We start from the raw sequence: 23,572 nt of genomic DNA, 5'->3' as shown, positions 1-23,572 counted from the left end.
GGGCGGTTCATGCCCGCCCGCCTGGCCGCTGTCCTGCCACTGCTGCTGGCCGCGTGTGCGCTGCCGGACACAGCGATGCAGGTGGCGCAGCGGCCCGATGGTCCGGTGCTTGACGAGGCCGGCATTTTCGCGCCCGACACCGAGGCCGCGCTCGAAAATGACCTGACCCAGTACTGGCGCGAATCCGGCGTCGCGCTGGTGGTCTTCACCGACGCCTCGCTCGACGGCGAGTCGATCGAGCATGTGGCGAACGAGACCTTCAATGAATGGGGCATCGGCGACGAGCAGACGAAGTGCGGGCTGCTCGTGCTCGTCGCACCCGAAGAGCGGAGCGTGCGGATCGAAGTGGGCCTTGGGCTGGAAGGCGACGTCAGCGACGTTCGCGCCAAGCGCATCATCGAAAATGCGATGATCCCGCTCTATCGCGCGGGCGACCTTCCCGGAGGGACGCTAGCCGGGATCGAAGAGCTCAAGCGTACCGCCCCCAATCCCCCGCAATGCCGCGAAGGTGCCCCGTCGTGACCCTGCTTAGAACCCTGCTCCTGTTGGCTCTGGCGCTGTTGGCCCTCCCCGCTGCGGCGCAGGAGTTGCCGCCGCGCCCGGACGGGCCGGTCTACGACGGCGCGAACATGATCGACGACGCGGCGGAGGCGCAACTCGATCGGCAACTGCGCGCTTATAACGAGGAGACGGGCCGCGCCGTGATCGTCGCGACCGTGCCCAGCATCGATGGCGAAACGATCGAAGGCTACGCGGTCGAACTCTACGAGACCTGGGGCATCGGCGGTGAGGAGACCGACGAGGGCGCGCTGCTGCTGGTCGCGCAGGAAGAGCGCAAGATGAGGATCGAAGTCGGCTATGGGTCCACCCCCACGCTGACCGACGCGACCGCAGGCCGGATCATCCGCAACACGATCACACCCGCGTTCAAGCAGGGCGATTTCACCGGCGGGATCGTGGCGGGCGTCGGGCAGATGATCGAGGCGCTCGACATGGATCCGGCCACCGCGCGCGCGATCGAGGAGGCGGAAGCCGCCGCCCGCGCCGAGGGTGACGAGATCACCGGTGCGACCATCGGCGGCGCGGTCGTGTGGCTGGTGCTGATCTTCGCCTTCATCGCGATCTTCGGGCGCGGCAAGAAAGGCCGCAGGCGGCGGCGCTATGGCGCAGGCAGCGCGGTGGGCGACGTCCTGCTGTGGACCGCGATCAACTCCGCGCTCAACGCAGGTGACGGCGACGGCTGGGGCGGCGGAGGTGGCGGCTTCGGCGGTGGTGGAGGCGGCGGCTTCGGCGGCTTCGGTGGCGGCATGTCCGGCGGCGGCGGCGCGAGCGGAGGCTGGTGATGCAAATTACCCAGGCAGATCATCGGGCGGTGACCGAAGCGGTCGCGGCGGCCGAACTCACCACATCGGGCGAAATCGTCACGGTCGTCGCGCAGGAAAGCGACGGCTATACCGATGTCGCGCTCGCCCTGTCGGCCTTCGTCGCTTTTACCGGGCTGGTGCTGCTCGCCTTCTTTCCTGCGCCGGTGCTGGGCCTCTTCGACGCGCTTTCCGGCGGGTGGAACACCGAATGGACCCCCTCTGGCCTGCTCGGCATTGCCAGCGCCATCGGCATCGCGTTGTTCCTCGTCACCTTCGCGCTCACGCTGATCCCGGCGGTACGTTTCGGCATCCTGCCCGGGCGGGTCAAAACGCTGAGGGTGGAAGACGCCGCGATCCGCCATTTCAAGGTCGGCGCCGAACGCCGCACGCATGGCCGCACGGGCGTGCTGATCTTCGTCTCCCTGCGCGAACATCGCGCGCAGATCGTCGCCGATTCGGCGATTGCCGAGAAGGTGCCGCCCGAAGTGTGGGGCGATGCGATGGTCGACATGCTGCGCGAGATCAAGGCGGGCCAGCTGGGTGCAGGTATCGCCGCAGGGGTGCGCGACGTGGGCGAAATTCTCGCTCCGCACTTCCCGCGCGCCGATGACGATCAGAACGAATTGCCCGACCGGCTGATCTCGCTTTGACCGGTAACAGCAATCGCAAGCCACCCGACGCGGACGCGCCGGAGGATATCAAGTGGCAGGGCCGCTTCGTCACCATGAAGCAGCGCGGCCGCTGGGAATATGCCAGCCGTTCGCGCGGCATCCGCGCCGCCGCGATCATCGCGATCGACACCTCGGAAGAGGGCGCCCACGTAATCTTGGTGGAACAGTACCGCGTGCCCCTGGGCCGCCGCTGCCTCGAGATCCCCGCCGGGCTGGTCGGCGACGATGACGGGGCGAGCGACGAGAGCGCGATCACTGCGGCGCATCGCGAGCTGGAGGAAGAGACCGGCTACAAGGCGGCGAACATCACCGATCTCGGCATGTTCTTCTCCAGCCCCGGCATGGTCTCCGAAGGCTTCTCGCTGCTGCGGGCCGAAGGGCTGACCAAGGTCGGCGAAGGCGGCGGGACCGACAGCGAAGACATTACCGTGCATCGCGTGGCGCTGAAGCACCTCGCGCAATTCGTCGAGGCGAAACGCACGGCAGGCGTCGGCATCGACGTGCGCATCGCAATGCTGCTCATGACACAAAAGATCGGAGAGAACGGATGGCTGGACGGGTAGCGGGCAAGCTCGCGCTGGTAACGGGCGCGGCGCAGGGCCTTGGCGCACAGGCGGCGACGACGCTGGCGCGCGAAGGGGCGCGCGTGCTGTGTACGGATATCAATGGCGACGGCGCGCGCGAGACGGCGGCGGCGATCAATGTCGAGTATGGCGATGGCACCGCCTTCGGCCTGGCGCACGACGTGACCGAGGCGATCCAGTGGGACGCGGCGATGGCCGAGGCGAAGGACAAGCTCGGCGGGCTGAGCGTGCTAGTGAACAATGCGGGCGTCGGCGTTCGCGGCAATATTGAGACCTGCACGCTGGACGAATGGCGGCGCGGCTTCGCGGTCAATGTCGATAGCGTGTTCCTCGGCTGCCAGAAGGCGCTGCCGCTGCTCAAGGACAACCAGCCGGGATCGATCGTGAACATAAGCTCTATCGCAGGGCTGATCGCGAGCGACACGATGCCGGGCTACAATGCCAGCAAGGCGGCGGTGTGGATGCTGAGCAAGTCGGTCGCGCTCTATTGTTCGAAGATGGGCTGGAACATCCGCTGCAACTCGGTGCATCCGACCTTCGTCGATACGCCGATCCTCGACGGGATCGGGAAGAATGCGGGGATCGACAAGGAGGTCGTGATGGGCAAGCTTGCGCGTCAGATCCCGCTCGGGCGGGTCGGCCAGCCGCGGGAAATCGCCGATGGCGTCCTGTTCCTCGCGAGTGACGAGAGCAGCTTCATGACCGCGGCGGAGCTGAAGCTCGATGGCGGGATTTCCGCGATGTAGTCTTGGAATGGTGCTTAGGTGTGTGGTGCGGGGGCGATCGCGTCGCCCCCGACCGGGTGTCATGGCCGGAGCGGGCCTCCGGCCGGGTCAGTCTGCAATGGCCCACATGATCAGGTAGAGCAGGATCGGCGTGCCGGTCAGGAAGATGGTCGTCAGCACGAAGGCCAGGCGAACCATCGTCACGTCCCATCCGGCGTAGTTCGCGATCCCCGAACATACGCCAGCAAGTGCGGCGCGGTTCTTGTCGAGGTGGAAGGTGCGGGCAGGCGGGCCTGCGTGGCGGCTGTCGTCGGGATGGCTCATGCGACCATCCCGGCGGTGTCGACCATCACGGGCGCGATGGCGAAGGCGAAGGCGAGGCCGGTGAAAGCGAGGGCTCCGGTGCCGGCGATCAGGTTGCGGATGAGCGAAGACATGGTGACTGTTTCCTTGTGTTGGTGTGTCTGGGAGAAGGTCGGTGGTTTGGCGATCAGACGAGCGTCAGGCCGTTGGGGCTGGCGGGAACGATCGCGGTGGCGAAGAAGACGGCCGACATGCTGAGAGCAAAAACGGCGGCGAACAGGCGGCTGCGGATATCGGTGTTGGTCATTGGTAGTCTCCTTTTTGGCGTCTTGGCGGGACCATCCCGCCGGACAGCCAGTATATTGCAGGAGGCGTGCCAAACTTGAAAAATGGCGGATTTCCGAAGTTTCCAAGGGCTCGGATCGTGAAGCGATCGTTCATGGATGCGAAAGCTTGGGAATTTTTCCCAACTGTTGGAAGGGGGCTTCCGGGCCGCAGACCACCCGCCGGGCTGGCATGGATGCGCTACCCGCGCTAGGCGCGGTTCAAAGGCCTTGATCCATGGCGCTCGACCGCATCTCGATCCTCAATTTCCGCAACCATGCCGAGACCGCGCTGGAAGCCCCGGCACGGTTCAATCTGCTGGTCGGGGCCAATGGCGCGGGCAAGACCAACGTGCTCGAAGCGCTGTCGCTGCTCGCGCCGGGCCGCGGGTTGCGGCGTGCGAAGCTGCCCGAGATGGCGCGCGAAGGCGGTGGCGGCGGCTTCACCATAGGGGCGCGGCTGCAACCGGCGGATGGGGCCGAGCCGGTGCAGCTTGGCACGATGGTCGATCCGGCGAACCCCACGCGCCGCCGCGTGCGGATCAACAGCGCCGAGGCCAGCGCGCTGGCGCTGTCCGAGTGGCTGTCCGTGCGCTGGCTGACCCCTGCGATGGACGGGCTCTTCACCGACAGCGCGGGCGCGCGGCGGCGTTTCATCGACCGGCTGGTGCTCGCCACGACACCCGGCCATGCGACGCTGGCGAACCGCTACGAGACCGCGCTGCGCAACCGCAACCGCCTGTTGGCGGACGAGGCCGCGCCCGATCCCCGCTGGCTCGACGCGCTCGAGGCGCAACTGGCCGAACATGGCGCGGTGCTGGCCGCCAACCGCCGCGTGCTGGTCGAGGGACTGAACGCCGCGCTGCTCGCCGCCGCCGACCTGCCCTTCCCGCGCCCCGACCTGGCACTCGAACCGACTGGCCCCGAAGAGCGCGATGCGCTGGCCCGCGCGTTGCGCGACAATCGCACCATCGACCGCCGGGCGGGCCGTACCTTGCTGGGCCCGCACCGGACCGAGCTTGCGGTGACGCTGGCGGACAAGGGGGTGGCGGCCGCCCATGCCTCCACCGGCGAGCAGAAGGCGATGCTGATCGCCATCACGCTCGCGCATGGCAGCCTCGTCGGCGCGCGCGATCCCGAGGGCGGGCGGGCGGGCGTCCTGCTGCTCGACGAGGTGGCCGCGCATCTCGATCCCGACCGCCGCGCCGCCTTGTTCGACCGGCTGGCCGCCAATGGCGAACAGGTCTGGATGACCGGCACCGAACGCGCGCCGTTCGAAGCGATCCTGCCGCACGCGGCCCTGTGGGACGTTGCGGGCGGACGCCTGCGGCGCGCGGACGGCTAGGACGCGCTCAGGAGAAAACCTCGGCCGACACTTCGCTCTTGGGCGAGGGGCCGAACCGGTTGGGCCCCTCGGTGCCGGGGAGCAGCATCATGACCAGCAGCGCGATCGAGGCAATCAGGCCAACCATCGGGATCGCGCCCAGGACGATCAGGCCGGGATACCACCACCCGCTCATGTCGCGGTCGTGCAGCCGACGCACGGTCACCGCGATGCTTGGGATGAGCACCGCAAGCCACCACCCGAGTATCAGGAGACCGAGGACGCCGAACAGCGCGCCCAGCGAAGCGAAGGGCGTGCCGGCGTCCACGGGGTCGATCCGGCCGGGATCGTATGAGACCGCAATGATGAGCGTGGCGAGAACAGCCGTGACGAGGATGTTCAGCAGGGTGAACGCCCAGTATTCGCGCCTGCGCGAGCGCCCCTCGAAATCGAAATAGCGCCGGAACGGCAGGATCATCCAACGCATGACATCGCTTCTCCTCTTTTCCCGACGCGTCCGGGCAGGTGCCCGCCTATAGCGCGCCCGATGGCCGCAGTCTCTCGCCCCGGGTCATTCGCGGCGCCTTGTGAAAATGCGCCCGCCCGAAGCACGGCTCGCAAAAGAAAAGGGGGCCAGCGAAGGCCCCCTTTGCATTTCGTCGGATCGGGTTGCGATCAGAACTTGAACCGCACCGTGCCGCCATAGGTGCGCGGCGCGCTGGGGTAGCCCGAGACAGAGCCCGCCTGCGCGACGCTCGGGAAGACCGTCAGGATGTAGCGGTCGTTGGTCAGGTTGCGCACATAGCCCGCGATTTCCAGACCATTGGCCAGCGCCAGCGTGAGCGATGCGTTCACCAGGTTGACCTCGCGGCGGAAATCGTTGTCCCGCACCGTGTTGAGGCCGTTGTTGATGAACACGTTGCTCTCGTGGCTGTAGTCGACGCGACCGATCAGCGCATTCCCCGACGCGCCGAAGTCGTGCGTGTAGGTCGCCGAGGTCGACAGCGCGATTTCGGGAATCCCGCCCGGCCGCGCGCCGGTCAGGTCGCCGACGGGCGAGTTGGCGAAGCTGTCGTATACGGCGTCGAGATAGGTCATCGCGAAAGTGACCGCCAGCGCATCGGCCGGGGTGATCACGGTGTCGAATTCGAAGCCGCGGGTCGACTGCTGCTCGGCGTTCGACAGCGCGAAGCCGGTGCCGGTGAACAGGTTCGACTGGAAGCCGTTCAGCGTCTGGTCGAACAGCGCGAGGTTGAACGACAGGCCCGGGTAGTTGCCCTTCAGGCCGATTTCGTAGACCTCGGCATCTTCCGGCCCGGCGAAGCGCGTACCGGTCGTCAGGTTCGGAACCGCCAGCCCGGCATCGCGGATCGGCGAGGACGGGGCGAGGATCGTGCTGCCGAACGGACCCGGCGTGTAGTCGCTCGCGAGCGGACGGCTGTCGCGCGAGAGGTTGACCGAGCTCGCCTTGAAGCCCGTCGCGTAGGTCACATACGCGTTCAGCTCCGGCGCGATCTCGAAGGATGCGCGCAGGGTGTAGCTGAAGTTGTCGTCACGCGTCTTGCCGTCTTCCACCGCGTTCGGAACGGCGAGGAAGGGTGGCAGGAACTGCAGCGCCTGCAGGCCGAGCAGCGGGTTGCAGGTCGGCGTCGGGCCGCTTGCGGGGCACGGCGTCGTGGCGACGGTCGCGATCTGGCCGAAAGCTGCCGGGTTGGCGGCGGCGAAGGCCTGGATCTGCTGCGCGCCGATCTGCGACGGCGGCGTCATCGTGGCCGCCGCGATCTGACCGACGATGACCGCGTCCACCAGGTTGGTGTTGGCGAGCGGATCGAAGCTGTCCTGCGACAGCGCGAAATCCTTCTTGTCGTCGGTATAGTTGAAACCGCCGGTCAGCGTCAGACGGTCGTCGAACAGCGTGAGATCGACCGTGCCGAAGACCGACCAGCTTTCATTCTGGAGCGCGAAGTTCTCACGCGTGCTCGGCCCCTGGGCGAAGATCGATCCCGCCGGGAAGCCCAGCGCCGTTTCGACGCCGGCCAGCGTTCCGGGGGTTCCGCCGCCAGCGAGCAGATCGAAGAACAGGCGGGTGTCCTCGCCGTTCGTGATGCCGCTTTCCTGCGTGATATCGTCGTTGAAATAGAACCCGCCGAGCAGGAAGTTGAGCGGCCCGTCGAAGTCCGACGTCACGCGCACTTCCTGCGTGAAGGTCTTGGCCTGCTGGTCGCGGAATTCGCGGATGAAATCGAGCCCGGTGAAATCGACGTCCTGGTTGAAGAAGTTGTCGAGCTGGCGGTAGGCGGTGATCGACGTCAGGCTGAGGGTGTCGCCCAGATCGAGGTCGGCCTGGACCGAGCCGCCGTAGTTTTCCACCTCGTTGACCGGCAGGAAGTTGAGCGCGGACACATCGCCGAAGAAATCGCCGGTCACGATGTTACCGCCCGCGGCGAAGACCAGCGGCGTGGTCGGCCCGGCTACCAGGTTCTGCACCTGGCAGCACAGCTCGTCGATCTTCGAGTAGTCGGCGATGGCACGCACGCGCAGCGGGCCGCCATTGTCGAACAGCAGCTGGCCGCGCGTGTTCCAGCGGTTGCGGTCGTTGATCTTCTCGTCGAAGCCGATGACTTCGCCGTAGCCGTCGCGCTTGTTGTAGCCGCCGGCGATCGAGAAGGCGACGCTGTCGGTGATCGGGCCGGTGAGGTCGCCCTTCAGGATCATCTGGTTGAAATTGCCGTAGGTCGCGCTGACCGAGCCGCCGAATTCGAACTGCGGCTCACGCGAGATGACCGAGACGACGCCCGCGCTCGCATTCTTGCCGAACAGCGTCGACTGGGGCCCGCGCAGCACCTCGATCCGCTCCACGTTCGCAAGGTCGCCGATCGCACCCGCCGAACGCGAGCGGAAGACGCCGTCGATGAAGACGCCGACCGAAGGCTCGACCCCGAAATTGTTGTCGCCGTTGCCGAAGCCGCGGATGATGAAGGTGGTCGTCGACGAGTTCTGCAGCTGGCTGACCCGCAGCGACGGCGCAACCGTCTGCACGTCCAGAAGGTCGCGGATTTCGGCACGCTCGAGCGTTTCGCCGGTGGTCACGCTGACCGAAACCGGCGCTTCCTGCAGGGTCTGCGCGCGCTTGGTCGCGGTCACGACGATGGTGTTGTTCCCGCCGAGGGCGCGCTCGAGCTCCTCCTGCGTTTCCACATCCTCGCCATCGACCGAAACGCCGGCCGGCGCATTGTCCTGGGCAAAGGCTGCGCCGGGAAGGGCGAGCGCTGCGACGCCTGCGTACAGGGCGTAGCGCGAAGAACCGGCAAGGCCGGAGAACGAACGTGCCATCGGAAGCTTCCTCTCAGTATGATCATCCGCGCAGTTTTTGCGCTTAACGACAAGGCAATAAACACGCGAAGAGCCTCGCTCAACTCGGAAAAACGCCCAAACCGCAGGGCTTGGCGCAAGCTGTGGCCAATTTGGCACATCCGCACGCATGCCGTAACGTAAGGTAAATGCTCTCGTGTGTTGCCGCCTATTCGCCGGACATAACCCTTACCCCCCGGGTCCGGCCTCGGGTTGGCCCGCGTTGTCCAATTCGTCGGGAAAGCTCGGAACATAGAGGCCTTCCTCCATCATAGCCGGGCTGACAGCTTCTCCCATCGTGGCGGCCTGTTCGCGCAAATCCTCGAAAAATCCGGGTGACAGATCGACCACCGCGGCTCCAGACCGCCAGTCCGAACCTTCGAGCAAGACGCTGACCTGGCTATCCAGAGCAAAAAACTCTTGCAGGTCGCCTCGCGACAGGGCCGATTGCATGGCCACCGATGTCGGTGCGAGGACCTGGCCGCGCACCTGCTTTTCGCAAGCGGCAATCTGGCGTTTGATGGAAAGCATCCCGCTGTGTCCCTCGTATATCCTAAGCAAGCGATCACGGATTTGCGGGCTAATGTCGAAAAAAGTGGTGCGCTTGGCCAGATTGCAATTCGCATCGAACGCCGATTTGGCGACCCGTCTTTCGAGGTACTGAGGGCATGGACTGTCGCGGCTCTCCAGCATTGCCTGAGCCGACTGCAGTGCGCTTACCAGTTCCGAATGGTCATGACCGCGCGACCGTCTCTCAAGGCGTTCGACATCCGAGATGTTGCAGGCGATTGAGCCACTGGGTTTCCGTACGGTAAAACTGAAGAGTTCCGATCCCACCTGCCCTCGCACACGGAAGGGGATGCTAGTACCGTCGGCATAACGCACCACGATGTCTACCACCTGATAAATGCGGTTGGCGAAAGTTTCCTCGCCGTAATAGTGATCGGTCCTGTCCGAAAAATCAGAATTGCCGGTGGCAGGAGTCTGAAAATGGACCTTGTTCGGCTTTTCGGCTTCCCAGTCTATTTTGGCTCTGACCAGGGCCTGCGCGGAAACCGTCACCGGCAACGAAAGGATGGCAGCGACGCCGAGCGTCAGAAGATATCGAAGCATCACTCGTCTCCCCCATGCCGATCTGCTCCCTGCGGACCGGATCGGCCACCTTCACTCAACCACTTGGAAATTGTGCCGGTCGGCTTGACCCAGCTCACGTGCAACAGAACGGTCAAAAACACAGCGAACCACACGATCAGTCCGCCAAGAAATCCGTCGAGACGCCTGTTCATCGCTGCATTGTCCAGATCAGTGAAGCTGCGGAGCGTCGTTAGGGTATCGCCGGTATCAATCAGAAACATGAGCAAGATCGAGAGCCCTGCTCCCGTCAGGCAGATCAGCGCGACGGCCAAGATATGCCATAGGCGTTTGTGAATTCCGGCCAGATATTCCGCTCCCCATGCAATCACCGCGATTACGCCGGCCAAAAGCTTACCCAGCCAGCCGCTTTCGGCTGCGACCCAGCTCAGCGCCTGCCACGAGAAATGCAGGCGAGGGCTGGAGTCGTCCGAAAAATCGCCAAGATCATTATTAAAGGCGAGGTATACCAGCCAGGCCAGAGCCAAGGTCGTCAGTATCAAAGCACCCAAGGCAATTACCGCGGCAATGATGGATTCGTCGGTGTTGGGCGGAGATTTGCTGTCAAACCTCGGCTCGACTTTCCCCGGCGGGCCACCGACTCGATTTTCTTGGCTCACCTTCGACGCCCCCCAGCAGACGATGCAAACACGTCGCGACTTGTAGCATAGCGGGCGACTTATTCGAAGTCCGTATTTTAGCGGAGTCACAAGCCACCCTAGCACCGTAGGTCCCTTGCTGCATTGCACCAGAATCGCTAAGGGCCGCGCGCGACCAGCGCGCCATGCGCCCCTATCCTCCCCCCGAAAGCGAATTTTCCCATGTCTCTTCGCAACATCGCGATCATCGCCCACGTCGACCACGGCAAGACCACCCTCGTCGACCAGCTCTTCCGCCAGTCCGGCACCTTCCGCGAGAACCAGCGGGTCGACGAACGCGCGATGGATTCGGGCGATCTCGAAAAGGAACGCGGGATCACCATCCTCGCCAAGTGCACCAGCGTTGAGTGGGAGCATGACGGCGAGACCACGCGGATCAACATCGTCGACACTCCCGGCCACGCCGACTTCGGCGGCGAGGTGGAGCGTATCCTCTCCATGGTCGACGGCGTCATCCTGCTGGTCGATTCGGCCGAGGGCCCGATGCCGCAGACCAAGTTCGTGCTCGGCAAGGCGCTCGCGCTGGGCCTGCGTCCGATCGTGGTGGTCAACAAGATCGACCGGCCCGACGCGCGTCCCCAGGAAGTGCTCGACGAGGTGTTCGACCTGTTCGCCAATCTCGACGCGAACGACGAGCAGCTCGAATTCCCCAGCCTTTGGGCCTCGGGCCGCGATGGGTATGCGAGCGACGACGAAACCGCGCGCGAAGGCGATCTCCAGCCGCTGTTCAAGCTGATCGTCGACCACGTGCCGCCCCCCGGCCTCGACACCGAAGGGCCCTTCGCCTTCCTCGCCACGCTGCTCGACCGCGACAACTTCATGGGCCGCGTGCTCACCGGCCGCGTCCAGCAGGGCAAGATCAAGGTCAACGACCCGATCCACGCGCTCGACCGCGATGGCAATGTGGTCGAAGTCGGCCGTGCGACCAAGCTGATGAGCTTCGACGGGCTCGAGCGCGTGCCGGTCGAAAGTGCGCAGGCAGGCGACATCATCGCGATGGCCGGTCTGGAGAAAGCCACCGTCGCCAACACCATCGCCGATCCGAGCGTCAAGGATCCGATCGCCGCACAGCCGATCGACCCGCCCACGCTCGCGATGCGCTTTGCCGTCAACGATTCGCCGCTTGCGGGCCGCGAAGGCGACAAGGTGACCAGCCGCATGATCCGTGACCGCCTGATGCGCGAGGCCGAAACCAACGTCGCGATCCGCGTGACCGAGTCCGAGGACAAGGACAGCTTCGAGGTTGCCGGTCGCGGCGAACTCCAGCTGGGCGTGCTGATCGAGACGATGCGCCGCGAAGGCTTCGAACTCGGCATCTCGCGCCCGCGCGTGCTGTTCAAGGAAGAGGACGGCCCCAATGGCAAACAGCGCATGGAGCCGTACGAAACCGTCGTGATCGACGTGGACGACGAATTCTCCGGCACGGTCGTCGAGAAGATGCAGCGCCGCAAGGCCGAGCTGACCGAGATGCGCCCGTCGGGCCAGGGCAAGACGCGCGTCACCTTCTCCGCCCCGTCGCGCGGCCTGATCGGCTACCACGGCGAATTCCTGTCCGACACGCGCGGCACGGGGATCATGAACCGCCTGTTCGAGAAGTACGACGTCTACAAGGGCCCGATCGAAGGCCGCCAGAACGGCGTGCTGATCTCGATGGTGCCGGGCGAGGCCGTGCCCTACGCGCTCAACGCGCTGGAAGACCGCGGCGAACTGTTCATCGGCGGCGGCGCGAAGATCTACGAAGGCATGATCATCGGCGAGAATGCCAAGCCCGACGATCTCGAAGTCAATCCGATGAAGTCCAAGCAGCTGACCAACTTCCGCTCGACCGGCAAGGACGATTCGATCCGCCTGACGCCGCCGCGCGTGATGACGCTGGAACAGGCGATCGCCTATATCGACGACGACGAGATGGTCGAAGTCACCCCGCAGAACATCCGCCTGCGCAAACGCCACCTCGACCCCCACGAGCGCAAGCGCCACAAGCGCAAGATGGATAGCTAGGCACAGCCTTCGCCAGAGCGAGAAAATCACGCACGCCTATAAGCCACGCCTGCTGCGCGGGCTTATAGGTTCTGTGCAGATCGCGTGGGAGAACGAGTTGCAGGCATTTTGCCCGCATCTCGTCCGTTTGTGCTTCGGAAATACCGGGTTCGAGGGTCAGCAGGTGCTTGTGCGGGATGCGCTCGGCTTCTGACAAAACCTGCCGCCAGCGCTCCTTGAGCGTGGACTTCGCGCCGAGCATGAGAAGCTTTTCGTTTGGGAAAGAGCTGTCTTGGTAGGCCTCGCTACTTGGGAACAAAAAGTCAGGCCGGTTGCCGTTTTCCGTGATCGCCCCGCGAGAGTAGTCAATTGAATTGGCTTTAAGGAGAGCTTCGATGTGGCTCTCCAGAGCGAGGCCCGCTCTCGACTTTCGCCGGTTTTGAACGCTGAGCGAGAATTTGATGAACCCGTCGACATCTTCCTGCCCTTGCGAGCCAAATCCGCTAGCAATCCGGTCGGCCACAAGCCGCCGTTCGATCCGCCGAAACAGCTGAGTCTCTCGGTCCATCCAGCGGAGAAGTGCATCATCCGGATCATCGATTGCGGCTTCTTTGCCCACAGATAATCGGGCGAGGGTGGACAGCTCTTCAGGCCTTGGCATCTTCAAGCCGTAAGGCTCGATCAATCGATCGAGCAGAGCTGCCTCAGGTTCCTCAGGCTCGATGCCCAGCGCTTCAAGGATCACTCGGGCGGCGAAATCGAGCTCTGCGTCGCGATTGCCTTCCACTGGAGTATAAGTGAACTGGAACAACGGACTTTCGTCGAGCCCGAACAACCACAGAAGCTGATTGAACATTGTCCCGCCAGTCGGGGTAATAACTACCAGCCCTTCACCGTCGTTGCGCATGGCGAGAAAGAAAGAATCCTCGGCGCGCATCAGGCGCGTTACGGCGTTTCCTTGATAGTATAGCCGATATTCGCTTCTGGTCGGATGCCTCCTGCGGGCGTCATACCAAGAAATTGAGCCCTCGATCGCGTCCGAAGAGGCTTGCTCGCCATCGATCCACAGGAACCGGGTCGGTATGTTCTTTCTGTCGCCCTCGCCCAGAAGGCGTTTCAAATCGACCGAGCCATTGAATTCGTGCTGGTTGGATGTGCCTGGATCCACCTCGACCGCACTCAGTCGTTTGACCACGACCCCAGTGATATATTCGGAAAGATGCCCCCGCTTCATTGAGGTTATCCTATTTCATTCTTAAGCCAGCGTGCGCATTCCTCGATCACCCCGTCGATTTCAGCAAGGCTCTTTCCTCTCAGTTCACATTCCCAGACGGTACGATGTCGCATTTCCATCGCGCTCAAAGCCTTTCTGACCTCGGCATCACGGGTGCGGTTTCTCCCGATCTTTTCAAGCCAGAAATCTCTTCGGGTCGATGGAACTTTAAAGAGGTGGCAATCATGACCGTGCCAGAAGCATCCGTTCACGAAAATAGCCGCATTGTACTTCGGAAACACTAGATCCGGCTTTCCTGGTAAGTTCCGGTCGTGAAGACGGTAACGAAAACCCAGCCGATGGAGGCCACGCCTCAACACCATCTCTGGCTTCGTGTCTTTCGACCGGATTCCCGCCATCATCCGGCTGCGAACTTCCGGCGAAACTATATCAGCCAATGGCAGCCAGCTTGCGGTCAGGCCGCGAGATGGAAACAGTCTGGCGGTCTTTCACCGGTCCGGTCGCCCCCAACGCGGTCGCCAGATGATCTCTCATGGCGTTAGCCAGAAACTCCACCACAGGCACCACGACTGCATTGCCGAACTGCCGGTAGGCTTGCGTATCGGAAACAGGAATTGCCCAGCGGCGCTCCCCACGATCGAAACCCATAAGGCGTGCACATTCGAGCGGCGTCAGCCGGCGAGGCCGTTTGTCTTCCTGTGCGATGAGAATTTCTGAGCCGTCCTTATGGTAACGTGCCGACAGGGTTCTTGCCACATCGCCGGGACCGAAAAGGCTGTAGCCGAAACCGTTGCCCTTGGCTTCGTGCTTCTTCCGGTACTCTTGGAGGTACTCCCAGAGGCGCGGAGTGAGCGTATATTTAGGATCGACCTGATCATGGGGCTCAAGAATGCTGCCAAGCTTCGGCCCGTCTGCGACTGCCGGAATTTCCAGCTCTCTGAGGTTGAACGCCGACTTCTCTCGAAAGCCGACGATAAATACCCTCTCTCGCTTTTGCGGCACCCAGGGTGCCGAACTGATCACCCTCGCCTGCACATGGTAGCCCAGCTCGTTCTCAAGAACATGCATGATGGTCGCAAACGTGCGCCCCTTGTCATGCCCCTCCAGATTCTTGACGTTTTCCAGCACGAAAGCTGCGGGCTGGTGGTGGGCAATGATCTGTGCGGTGTCGAAAAAGAGGGTGCCTTGGGTGTCGCACATAAAACCATGCGGGCGACCCAGCGCATTTTTCTTGGAAACGCCCGCAAGCGAAAATGGCTGGCAGGGAAACCCTCCTAGCAGCACGTCATGCTCGGGGATCAATTCGGGGTTTTCAGCGAACTCGCGTACGTCACCATGCAACTTGTGGTTGTCGCGAAAATTTACACGGTAGGTTTCCTGGGCGAACCTGTCCCACTCGGAAGTGAACACGCAATGGCCACCAATGCCCTGGAAACCGATGCGCAATCCACCAATCCCGGCAAACAGATCGATAAACCGGAAATGCAGATCCCTGTCAGGATCGGTCACGGAAGGATCTGGGCCAAACTGCGCAAGCACCTCCAGTGCACGATATACGGAGGCCTTCGGCTTCGCTTCACCTCGCTCCCAGCGATAAATCGTGCTTGGGCAATAATCCAGCTCTCTCGCCGCATCCTCGACCGACAGGCCTGCCATCTGCCGCAATTCCGTAAAAGACATATTCGCCATGGCCACCTCTGGGTCAATTTCTAGCGCCATGCCAAAATTCCGCCCAGCGCGCAAGAACATACGAAGAACATAGAGAGTTCATCCACAGTCACGAGGCTCACTCGGGGCTTAAGCGGATCAAGCCGTCTGATTTTCCTACTCCCCATCCCCGCGCTACCCTCGCCGCTGCTCTTTCGCACCGTTCGTCCACCCCGCTCGCCCGGCCATCGACCGGGTCGATCAGCCGCCCCTCGCCGGTCGATCGGTTTTTTGCCTCTAGACACTGTGTCAGGTGTGTCAGAAACCCTACGCGCGGGCGCGTTTGGGCCGCAAAACCGGGGCCTGCGCGTGCTCGATGTGTTTGGGCCGATGCGTTTCGCGCAACATCCGCGCTGCCATCTCACAGATCACCCCGCATCTTACCCTGCGTGAGGCACTTCCCGGCTCCCTGTGGTCAAATCGGAAAAGCTGCGTTAGGCAACGCGCCCATGCAGACAGGCGTCCTTATCTCACTCGCGGCCTATTTCGTCCTGATGCTGGCGATCGGGCTATTTGCTTGGAAAAAATCGACCGATACCTCGGAAGGGTATCTGCTCGCCGGGCGCGGATTGTCGCCCGGGGTGGCGGCGCTTTCCGCGGGCGCATCGGATATGTCGGGCTGGTTGCTGCTGGGCCTGCCCGGCGCGCTGTACGCCGCGGGGCTGGTCGAGGCGTGGATCGGGATCGGGCTGTTCGTCGGCGCGGTCGTCAACTGGACCGTCGTCGCCCCGCGCCTGCGCGAACAGACCGAGCGGATGGGCAACGCGCTGACCATCCCCGAATACATGGCCAACCGCTTCCCCAGCCAGGCGACCGCGCTGCGCGTCGTCTCGGCGATCGTGATCGTGGTGTTCTTCATGGTCTATTCGGCGGCCGGGCTGGTCGGCGGGGGCAAGCTGTTCGAGACCGCCTTCCCCGCGCTGCTGCCCGATGTGGGGATGAGCGACTACATGCTCGGCATCTGGATCACCGCGGGCGTGGTGCTGGCCTATACGATGGTCGGCGGGTTCCTCGCGGTCAGCCTGACCGACTTCGTGCAGGGCGTCATCATGCTGCTGGCGCTGGTCGTCATGCCGCTGGTGGTGATGTTCGGCCCCGGCGGGAGCGCTGGCGACAGCCTGACCGACATCCAGCCTGGCTTCCTCAGCCTGACGCAGGGGCTGACCTTCATAGGGTTCCTGAGCGCGGTGACCTGGGGCCTCGGCTATTTCGGGCAGCCGCACATCATCGTGCGCTTCATGGCGATCCGCTCCGTCCCCGAAGTGGCGACCGCGCGCAATATCGGGCTGGCGTGGATGTTCGTGTGCCTGCTCGGCTCGCTCGGCATCGGGCTCGCCGGCCGCGCCTATGCGGAGCGCAACGGGATCGTGGTCGACGATCCGGAGACGATCTTCGTGGTGCTGGCGGATCTGCTGTTCCACCCGCTGGTGACCGGCTTCCTGCTCGCCGCGCTGCTGGCCGCGATCATGAGCACGATCTCCTCGCAGCTGCTGGTCAGCTCCAGCTCGCTGACCGAGGATTTCTACCGCCTGTTCCTGCGCCGCGATGCGAGCGAGCGCGAGGCGGTGAACGTGGGCCGGGTGAGCGTGCTGCTGGTGGCGCTCGCCGCGATCTGGGTCGCGAGCGATCCGGAGAGCGAAGTGCTGGGTCTGGTCGCGAATGCATGGGCGGGCTTCGGCGCGGCCTTCGGACCGCTGATCCTGCTCGCGCTGACCTGGCCGCGGATGACCGGCACGGGCGCGCTGGCGGGCCTGGTCGTCGGCGCGGCGACGGTCGGTATTTGGATTTCGCAGGGATGGAACGCCGAATTCATGGGCGGCCCGGGCGTGTACGAGATCATCCCCGGCTTCATCGCGGCGATGGTTGCGATCGTCCTCGTCAGCCTCGCGACGAAGGAAGAGGATCTGGGCCGCTACATGGTCGCCGAAGCGACCTAGCTAGCGCTCCGCCGCCACGAAGTCCGCGATCGCCTCCGCCACGCCGGGGGCGAGCGGCAGCTCGGGGTCCGAATAGCTCGCGATGTTCTCGGCGCGGCTGCCATTTGGCACCTGCTTGAGCACGTGGTTCACACCGTCGAGCAGGACCAGCGTCGCGTCAGGCCGCGCCGCAGCCAATGCTTCGGCATCGGCGGCGGGGGTCTGCAGGTCCTCGCGCCCGTTGAGGATCAGCACCGGCAGGTCGTGCTTCGCGATCAGCTCGGCAGGCTCCAGACGCAGCATGCTGCCGACGAAGCCCTGCACCTGGGGCCCGAACAGCGGGATCAGGCCGGGATGCATCTCGCCCAGCGGGACGTTCTCGCTCGCCTTCAGCTTCGCGATGATCTCGTCGACCTGAGGCAAGATCGGCGCGTTCGCCGGGTTCGCGGCCAGCTGCGCGCGGATCACGTCGCCCGTGTTCACCCCCGGGCTCGCGACCAGCAGCAGCCCGCAATAGCGCGCAGGGTCCTTCGCCGCTGCCGCCATCGAGACTAGGCCGCCCTCGCTGTGGCCGAGCAGCCAGACGCAATGCCCGCCCGTGCGCTGCGCGATGGTGTCGGACCATGCCTCCAGATCGTCAACGTAATCGGCAACGGTGACGGCATTGGGATCGGGGATGGCGCCCGCGCTCGCGAACATGCCGCGCTTGTCGATCCGGACCGATGCGATGCCGCGCTGCGCCAGCGCTTCGGCGAGCAGCTTGTAGCTCTGCGCCGCGACACCCAGAGGGCTGTTGCCGTCGCGGTCGGTCGGACCCGAACCGGGGACGATCAGGACCGCGGGCGCACCCTCGGCAGGGTCGCCTTCGAGCGTTCCGGCGAGTTCGCCCTGCAACCCGGCGTGGGTCGTCGTGATCGTCTGCTGCGCGGCCAATGGAGCAGCCGCCGCTGTCGAAAGCATCAGGGCAGCCGCGAATGTGGCGAGCTTGCGCATCTCAGGCTCCTTTTCCGGACCGGTTGCTGGTGCGCCAGAACCACCAGCTATAGGCAATGGGGATCAGGGCGGCAGCGAACACGCCGCCCAGCATGGCGACCATGCGCAGATCTGCGGGCACGTCGAGCAGTCCGACCAGGACCAGCGTTATCCCGGCGAGCATGAAGAGCTTGCCGCCCAGCCGGTGGGTCGCCACCCAGTTGTCCGCATCGGTGATGGTCCACGGGGTCCTGATCCCGACGAAGAAGCCGGGCCGCGACTTGGGCAGCATGTTGCCGGTTACCAGGAACAGCAAGCCGACCAGCACCAGGATCGCGCCCGCGCCGGGCGAATAGCCGAAGATCGGTGCGGCGATAATGCCCTGGATCGCCACCACGAGAGCCATCGTCCCGATCCACACCGCGCGCAGCAGCGGAGCAGAGCCTTCCAGCTTGTGCTGCAGGGGCTCGAGCATGGGCGTGACTGCGAAGACCAGCGCGACGAACAGCGAGAGTCCGGCCGGCATCAGCAGCGCGGGCAGCGGTGCCATGGTCTGGTCGATCTCTCCGGCGGCATTCCAGTGGGTTGGAAGCTCCATTTCCTCCGGCGCGATCCCGGCAGCCCAGAGGGCGAACGCGGACATCGCGGCCACGACCAGCAGATTGACGATCAGCAGCGATCGGATCTTCATGTGCTTTCCTTTCCTTCGGTCGGGTCGCGCCCGGTCGTCGACGCGGAGGCATCCTGCGCGGTGCCGGGCACCGCGCCGATCCCGACCCGGCCCATGAAACCGTGCAGCGCCTCTTCCAGCGTCGACATGTTGAGCGAGTAGACCACCGATCCCTTGCGGTTCTCGCCGTGGATCAGTCCCGCCTCCTTCAGCTTGGCGAAGTGGCCGGACATGGTCGGCTTGGACACCGGGAAGCGATCGGCGAGCTCGCCCGCGGTCATCCCGCCCGACTTGAGCAGTTCGAGCACTTCCCGCCGGATAGGGTGCGACAGTGCATCGAAGACCTTGTTCATAGGCATTTAGCTAAATGCCTAAATTGCATTCGTCAAGGCTGGGTATAGGATCTGCGGCGGGCGCGGCTTCAGGAGGACGGGATATGGCGAAAGTGACGGGCCTCGGCGGGGTTTTCTATGTGGTGAAGGACCCTGCGGCGACGCGGCGATGGTACGAGGAGACGCTCGGCCTGAGCGGCGAATACGGCCCCCAGCTCGCATGGGCGGATGAACCGCACGAGAAGCCCTACTCGCTCATCAGCCACTTCCCCGACGACCAGTATGTCAAGCCCGGCACGGGCGGCTTCATGATCAACCTGCGCGTCGACGATTGCGATGTCATGGTCGAACAGCTCAAGGCCAAGGGCGTCGAAATCCTCGGGGCCGTCGACGAAGGCTACGGCAAGTTCGCCTGGCTGCTCGACCCCGATGGCGTGAAAATCGAGCTGTGGGAACAGGTCCAGACGCCCGAGGATATTGCTGCGCGCTAGGCGTCAGACGAGGATGCGCTCGGCCAGCACCAGCAGGGCATAGGCCCCCGCGCCCGCCGCGAAGGGGACGAAGCGGCTCTGCCGCTCTTCGGGCAGCTCTTCCTTCAGGACGAGCAGGATGATGCCGCCGCCGACGAAGGCGAACAGGCCGCCGATGACGAGCTCGGACACCTCGACCAGCAGGCCCGTCGCCCACCCGGCCAGCGTCGCGCCGGCGAGCACCCATCGTCCGCGCGCGTCGTATATCTCGGGATGGTGGCTGCGCGTGCCGAAATCGGCGGTGACGAAATGCAGCACCATCGCCCCGAAATAGAGCGCCAGGCCGATCGCCGAGGCATCCTCGCGGTGATTGAGCAGATAGGCGATGATCGCGACGAGCACCGAGGTGGCGCCGATATGGAGCCAGAAGACGCCGCTGTCGGGCGTGTCGTCGGCGCGGCGTTCGTTGCGGCTGGCCACGATCGCGCGCTCGACCCCGTAATACAGCGCCAGCCCGAGGAGCGAGAGCGCGTAGATCCACCCCTCCGCCGCAGCCGCATCGAGCCCCATCGCACGCTCGAAGGTCGAAACATGCGCGGCGAGTTCGGGCAGCACGTGCAGGAAGACGTAGCCGACCGCGACCCCGCCTGCGAAGCTGAGCCAGCGGCTGCGCGGCGTGACCTCGAGGAAGCGCAGGCGGCCGACGAACAGGTGCACGCCGCAAAAGGCGAGCGCCATGGCAAAGGTCGGCCAGACCTCGATCCCCTCCCCCATGCCGAGCGATCCTACTGGTAGGCCTGGAAATTGGGCTGGCCGTTAGACGCACTGACCCCGCCATCGACGGGAATGTTCGCGCCGGTCACGAAGCGCGCGTCTTCGCTGGCGAGGAAGGCGACCACGCCCGCCACGTCGTCGGGTTCGCCCGGTCGACCGAGCGGAATGCGCTGGACGAACGCTTCGAGCAGTTGCTCGTCGTCGCGTATGCCTTCGCTCATCGCGGTCCGGGTGAGCGAGGGGCACACCGCGTTCACGCGGATGCCCTGTCCGCCCAGTTGCTGTGCGAGCCCGCGCGTCAGGTTGGTCACCGCGCCCTTGCTCGCGTTGTAGATCGGCATGGTCCAGTCGCCGCCGGTGCCCGAAACGCTCGACGTATTGATGATCGTGCCGCCGCCCGGCGCATCGCTCTTGGCAAGGTGCGGGATGGCGGCGCGGCATAGGTAGAGGAGGCCCTTCACGTTGATGTCGATGACCTTGTCGATGTCGTCGTCGCTCGCCTCGGCAAGCGGGCCGGCTGCGGCGGTGCCTGCATTGTTGACGAGGCAGTCGAGCCCGCCGAACGTCTCGATCGTCTTGCCGACAATGCCGTTCGCGAAATCGGCGCTGGAGACGTCGCCTTCGACCAGCAGCGTGCGTTTCTCGTCGAGGTCGGCTGCGACACCCTCCAGATCCTCGCGGCTGCGGCTGTTGAGGACAACGTTCGCGCCTTCGCTCGAAAAGCGGCGGGCAATGGCCTCCCCGATGCCAGAGGAAGAGCCGGTGACGATGACCGTCCGGTCGGTGAAGCGCTGCATGGCGTGTCCTTTCGAATTGCGTGTTCGCTCTAGCAACAGGCCGGATGGGCGAATGTTTCCGTTCGTCCGCCCCCTCTCGTCGGTCGCATCTTCGGCGAGCGTTAAGCCATCATGCGCAATATCGGATTCGTCATGCGTGTCCTTCGCCCCCTCCTGCCCGCTGTGTGCCTCGTCGCGCTGTCGGGCTGCCAGCTGCTTCCCTCGGGCGATAGCGGCGACAATCGGCGCATCCCGCCGACGATCAATCGCGGGTCGGGGCCGGCTCCCAGCGTTCCGGGCCAGCAATGCCTCGCGCGGCTGAGCGCCACCGGGGCGACCTACTCACCGCTGCCCAACCGCTTCGACGCGCCGGGTTGCACGCAGATCGATTCGGTCACGCTGAGCGGGCTGCAGGGAGATGTCGGCAGCTTTGCCACCGACAACCTCGGCCCGGTTACCTGCGAGACCGCGAGCACATTCGCCGGATGGACACGCTACGGCGTGGATCGCGCGGCGCGCGCCTATCTCGGATCAACGCTGGCGCGGATCGAGACATACGGCAGCTATTCGTGCCGCAACGTGGCGGGCAGCACGCGCCGCTCCGCGCATGCGCGCGCCGAGGCGATCGACGTTGCCGCCTTCGTGCTGGCCGACGGGCGGCGCATCGTGGTGGATGGCGACTGGAGCGGCGGCACGGCGGACGAACGCGAGTTCCTGCGCGTGGTGCGCGACAGCGCCTGCAAGCGTTTCGGGACCGTACTCAGCCCCGATTACGATGCCGCCCATGCCGACCATCTCCATCTGGAAGTCGGCGGCGGCAGCTTCTGTCGCTGATGTCGGCGGCGATCAGACGGTGGCGGCCCGATCGATTTCCCGCGCCACCGCGCGGATCGCCTCGGGCGCATAGGAAAAGCCCATGTGGCTGCATCGCAGCGCCACGGCCCGGTCACGCTCGCCCGGATAGCCTGCGGCGGAGCGCGGGTCGATCGCACCGTCGCGCGGGCTCCAGAGCGCCACCGTCTCGACCGGGGGCTTGCTCGAAAGCTGACCGGCGAGCTTCACATCGGCGATCCGGTGACCGGCGACCATCTGATAGATCCGCCACACATTGTTGGCGCGCGGGGACCCGGAAAAGGGCGAGCCCATCGAAATCACCTTGGCGACGGCGTCCGGCTGCCGCTTGGCAAGTTCCCGTGCGTAGAGCCCGCCGAGGCTCCATCCCACCAGCACCACGGGTTCACCGGCTCGTGAGTGCAGGTCGAGCAGACGCTCTTCCAGCTGGCCGAACAGTTCGTCCGAAAAGCCCCAGTTATAGCCGCAGCCCCAGCGCTTGACAGTGTGTCCCGCATCTTCGAGCCGGCGGGCGAAGTAGCGCATCTTGATCGGATTGGTGCCGAAGCCGGGCAGGATCATCACCATCCGGGGGCGTGCGGCCTGTGCGAGGCGGAAAGGCTTGAACAGACTGCGGTACAGCCGCCGCAAGGGTTCGAGAAGGTAGCCGAGTTCGCGGATCAGGTACCAGAGCCGGGGGCTGCGCGCACCGTCGGGATCGGGTTCGCGCGCGAGCTCGAGCCGACGCGCCCATTCGCTGTCGGCGAGCGCAGTGAAGCCAGGCACGCCCAGGATCGCGCCCGATGGGGACGCTTCCTGTGCGGTCGGCCGCAGTGTCGGAAGTTGTATGCGCACACTCTCACAATGCCATTTTCGGGTTAGGGTTTCCGGAACAGCATATGTTGGTTTGGTTCATCCGCCGTCCGGCGGGGACGCGCGGGTCATTCCGCGTCCGCGGGACAATCGCCGATCCGCTCGCTCGCGACCTGCATCTCGACACCCCCGGCGCCCTCGCCGAAGCCCTCCACGCTCATCGTCAGGTCGGTCGCCGTCGGGGTGACCGTGCCGGAAATCCGCGCCGTCGTCTCCGGCTGGAAGCCGTCGCCCGCGCAGACCATCACCGCGTCGAGCGTCTCCCCGTCGAGATTATAGGTCTCGAAGCGGCAGGAACCGCGCCCCTGCATGGCAAGCAGCATGTCCCGATTCCCGCCCGCGACGTCTTCGGCAGTGAGGCAGGTCGTATCGTCGGCGAACTGGCTGCCTGTCGGGCCGCCTTGCGGGCCGCCGATGGTGATCTGCATCCGGTAGAGGCCAGGCTGCAACCGGATGTCGCCCTCCAGCGGCGCGTCCTCCCCGACCTCGGGAGCGTACGGCGTCTCACCGCAGCCCGAAAGGAGCGGGATCAAGCACAGGGCCAGTCCGCCCAGCGATGCGATACGCATGATCGAGATGTCCCGCTTCCGGTTGCCGAGGAG

The 23,572-nt window shown here is 64.8% G+C and carries 25 protein-coding genes; 10 read left to right on the top strand and 15 right to left on the bottom strand.

The window, feature by feature from the left end; genetic code table 11:
- Positions 1–9: 9 nt before the first annotated feature.
- The 5 genes from DL238_RS05680 (at position 10) to DL238_RS05660 (ending at position 3,365) form a co-directional block, all read left to right on the top strand.
- A complete protein-coding gene (locus DL238_RS05680) occupies positions 10–522 on the top strand; it encodes a TPM domain-containing protein (RefSeq protein ID WP_115492788.1) in 513 nt (170 codons plus the stop codon).
- Complete coding sequence (locus DL238_RS05675; protein WP_115491374.1) at positions 519–1,343, top strand: TPM domain-containing protein; 825 nt, start codon at positions 519–521, stop codon at positions 1,341–1,343. Before DL238_RS05680 ends, DL238_RS05675 begins: the two co-directional genes overlap by 4 nt.
- Positions 1,343–2,014 carry a TPM domain-containing protein gene (locus DL238_RS05670; RefSeq protein WP_115491373.1) on the top strand — a complete coding sequence of 224 codons (672 nt, stop codon included), beginning with the start codon at positions 1,343–1,345 and terminating at the stop codon, positions 2,012–2,014. Before DL238_RS05675 ends, DL238_RS05670 begins: the two co-directional genes overlap by 1 nt.
- Positions 2,015–2,088: 74 nt before the next feature.
- Positions 2,089–2,598, top strand: coding sequence for an NUDIX hydrolase (locus DL238_RS05665; protein ID WP_115492787.1), 510 nt, complete (start codon positions 2,089–2,091; stop codon positions 2,596–2,598).
- Complete coding sequence (locus tag DL238_RS05660; RefSeq protein ID WP_115491372.1) at positions 2,583–3,365, top strand: SDR family oxidoreductase; 783 nt, start codon at positions 2,583–2,585, stop codon at positions 3,363–3,365. The genes DL238_RS05665 and DL238_RS05660 overlap by 16 nt, the downstream gene beginning before the upstream one ends.
- A gap of 87 nt (positions 3,366–3,452) precedes the next feature.
- On the opposite strand, the gene DL238_RS05655 is transcribed toward DL238_RS05660, so the two are convergent.
- Positions 3,453–3,668 carry a PspC domain-containing protein gene (locus DL238_RS05655; protein WP_115491371.1) on the bottom strand — a complete coding sequence of 72 codons (216 nt, stop codon included), beginning with the start codon at positions 3,666–3,668 and terminating at the stop codon, positions 3,453–3,455.
- Between the two features lie 540 nt (positions 3,669–4,208).
- Here DL238_RS05655 and recF point away from each other — a divergent pair.
- On the top strand, positions 4,209–5,315 hold the full coding sequence (recF, locus tag DL238_RS05650; RefSeq protein WP_115491370.1) for a DNA replication/repair protein RecF: 1,107 nt from the start codon (positions 4,209–4,211) through the stop codon (positions 5,313–5,315).
- Positions 5,316–5,322: 7 nt separating this feature from the next.
- Here the strand turns inward: recF and DL238_RS05645 are convergent, their stop codons facing one another.
- From DL238_RS05645 to DL238_RS05630, 4 genes are all read right to left on the bottom strand, one after another.
- Positions 5,323–5,781, bottom strand: a complete 459-nt coding sequence (locus DL238_RS05645) for a DUF805 domain-containing protein (RefSeq protein WP_115491369.1) — start codon at positions 5,779–5,781, stop codon at positions 5,323–5,325.
- Between the two features lie 188 nt (positions 5,782–5,969).
- Positions 5,970–8,627: a TonB-dependent receptor gene (locus DL238_RS05640; protein WP_115491368.1), complete on the bottom strand. Its 2,658-nt coding sequence runs from the start codon at positions 8,625–8,627 to the stop codon at positions 5,970–5,972.
- A gap of 207 nt (positions 8,628–8,834) precedes the next feature.
- Positions 8,835–9,758 carry a hypothetical protein gene (locus DL238_RS05635; protein WP_115491367.1) on the bottom strand — a complete coding sequence of 308 codons (924 nt, stop codon included), beginning with the start codon at positions 9,756–9,758 and terminating at the stop codon, positions 8,835–8,837.
- Positions 9,758–10,396, bottom strand: coding sequence for a hypothetical protein (locus DL238_RS05630; protein ID WP_115491366.1), 639 nt, complete (start codon positions 10,394–10,396; stop codon positions 9,758–9,760). Before DL238_RS05630 ends, DL238_RS05635 begins: the two co-directional genes overlap by 1 nt.
- Before the next feature lie 201 nt (positions 10,397–10,597).
- Here DL238_RS05630 and typA point away from each other — a divergent pair, with 201 nt between their 5' ends.
- A complete protein-coding gene (gene typA, locus DL238_RS05625; RefSeq protein ID WP_115491365.1) occupies positions 10,598–12,436 on the top strand; it encodes a translational GTPase TypA in 1,839 nt (612 codons plus the stop codon).
- On the opposite strand, the gene DL238_RS05620 is transcribed toward typA, so the two are convergent.
- The 3 genes from DL238_RS05620 to dcm are packed head-to-tail and all read right to left on the bottom strand — an operon-like array spanning position 12,354 to position 15,368.
- Positions 12,354–13,649, bottom strand: coding sequence for a type II restriction endonuclease (locus tag DL238_RS05620; RefSeq protein ID WP_115491364.1), 1,296 nt, complete (start codon positions 13,647–13,649; stop codon positions 12,354–12,356). The two genes, typA and DL238_RS05620, sit on opposite strands and share 83 nt — an antisense overlap.
- 5 nt (positions 13,650–13,654) lie before the next feature.
- Positions 13,655–14,086, bottom strand: coding sequence for a very short patch repair endonuclease (locus DL238_RS05615; protein WP_115491363.1), 432 nt, complete (start codon positions 14,084–14,086; stop codon positions 13,655–13,657).
- Positions 14,079–15,368 carry a DNA (cytosine-5-)-methyltransferase gene (gene dcm, locus DL238_RS05610; RefSeq protein WP_234030978.1) on the bottom strand — a complete coding sequence of 430 codons (1,290 nt, stop codon included), beginning with the start codon at positions 15,366–15,368 and terminating at the stop codon, positions 14,079–14,081. Before dcm ends, DL238_RS05615 begins: the two co-directional genes overlap by 8 nt.
- Positions 15,369–15,805: 437 nt before the next feature.
- On the opposite strand from dcm, the gene putP reads away from it, so the two are divergent.
- Entirely contained in the window at positions 15,806–17,293 is a 1,488-nt protein-coding gene (gene putP / locus DL238_RS05605; RefSeq protein WP_115491362.1) for a sodium/proline symporter PutP, read from the top strand.
- Here putP and DL238_RS05600 read toward each other — a convergent pair whose 3' ends face one another.
- Genes DL238_RS05600 through DL238_RS05590 form a run of 3 tightly spaced genes read right to left on the bottom strand, consistent with a single transcriptional unit; the run spans position 17,294 to position 19,267 of the window.
- Entirely contained in the window at positions 17,294–18,265 is a 972-nt protein-coding gene (locus DL238_RS05600) for an alpha/beta hydrolase (protein WP_181883835.1), read from the bottom strand.
- Between the two features lies 1 nt (position 18,266).
- Entirely contained in the window at positions 18,267–18,935 is a 669-nt protein-coding gene (locus DL238_RS05595) for an SdpI family protein (protein ID WP_115491361.1), read from the bottom strand.
- On the bottom strand, positions 18,932–19,267 hold the full coding sequence (locus tag DL238_RS05590) for a metalloregulator ArsR/SmtB family transcription factor (RefSeq protein ID WP_115491360.1): 336 nt from the start codon (positions 19,265–19,267) through the stop codon (positions 18,932–18,934). Before DL238_RS05590 ends, DL238_RS05595 begins: the two co-directional genes overlap by 4 nt.
- An 83-nt stretch (positions 19,268–19,350) precedes the next feature.
- On the opposite strand from DL238_RS05590, the gene DL238_RS05585 reads away from it, so the two are divergent.
- Positions 19,351–19,737, top strand: a complete 387-nt coding sequence (locus DL238_RS05585) for a VOC family protein (protein WP_115491359.1) — start codon at positions 19,351–19,353, stop codon at positions 19,735–19,737.
- 3 nt (positions 19,738–19,740) lie between these two features.
- Here DL238_RS05585 and DL238_RS05580 read toward each other — a convergent pair whose 3' ends face one another.
- Together DL238_RS05580 and DL238_RS05575 are read right to left on the bottom strand one after the other, a co-directional pair.
- Positions 19,741–20,490, bottom strand: a complete 750-nt coding sequence (locus DL238_RS05580) for a hypothetical protein (RefSeq protein ID WP_115491358.1) — start codon at positions 20,488–20,490, stop codon at positions 19,741–19,743.
- Between the two features lie 11 nt (positions 20,491–20,501).
- Positions 20,502–21,287 carry an SDR family NAD(P)-dependent oxidoreductase gene (locus DL238_RS05575; protein WP_115491357.1) on the bottom strand — a complete coding sequence of 262 codons (786 nt, stop codon included), beginning with the start codon at positions 21,285–21,287 and terminating at the stop codon, positions 20,502–20,504.
- A 132-nt stretch (positions 21,288–21,419) separates the two neighbouring features.
- Here DL238_RS05575 and DL238_RS05570 point away from each other — a divergent pair, with 132 nt between their 5' ends.
- The gene (locus DL238_RS05570; RefSeq protein WP_115492784.1) at positions 21,420–22,100 is read left to right on the top strand and encodes an extensin-like domain-containing protein; all 681 of its coding nucleotides are present in this window, start codon (positions 21,420–21,422) and stop codon (positions 22,098–22,100) included.
- Positions 22,101–22,112: 12 nt separating this feature from the next.
- Here DL238_RS05570 and DL238_RS05565 read toward each other — a convergent pair whose 3' ends face one another.
- Positions 22,113–22,883, bottom strand: coding sequence for an esterase/lipase family protein (locus DL238_RS05565; protein WP_115491356.1), 771 nt, complete (start codon positions 22,881–22,883; stop codon positions 22,113–22,115).
- A 155-nt stretch (positions 22,884–23,038) separates the two neighbouring features.
- Positions 23,039–23,539 (bottom strand): DUF3617 family protein, encoded by a 501-nt coding sequence (locus DL238_RS05560; RefSeq protein ID WP_115491355.1) that lies wholly within the window; start codon positions 23,537–23,539, stop codon positions 23,039–23,041.
- Positions 23,540–23,572 lie beyond the last annotated feature (33 nt).

The sequence above is a fragment of the Alteriqipengyuania lutimaris genome, from assembly GCF_003363135.1.
Taxonomy (GTDB): domain Bacteria; phylum Pseudomonadota; class Alphaproteobacteria; order Sphingomonadales; family Sphingomonadaceae; genus Alteriqipengyuania; species Alteriqipengyuania lutimaris.
The sequence above is the reverse complement of the archived record's forward strand: the minus strand, read 5'-3'. Positions and strand labels throughout refer to the sequence as shown.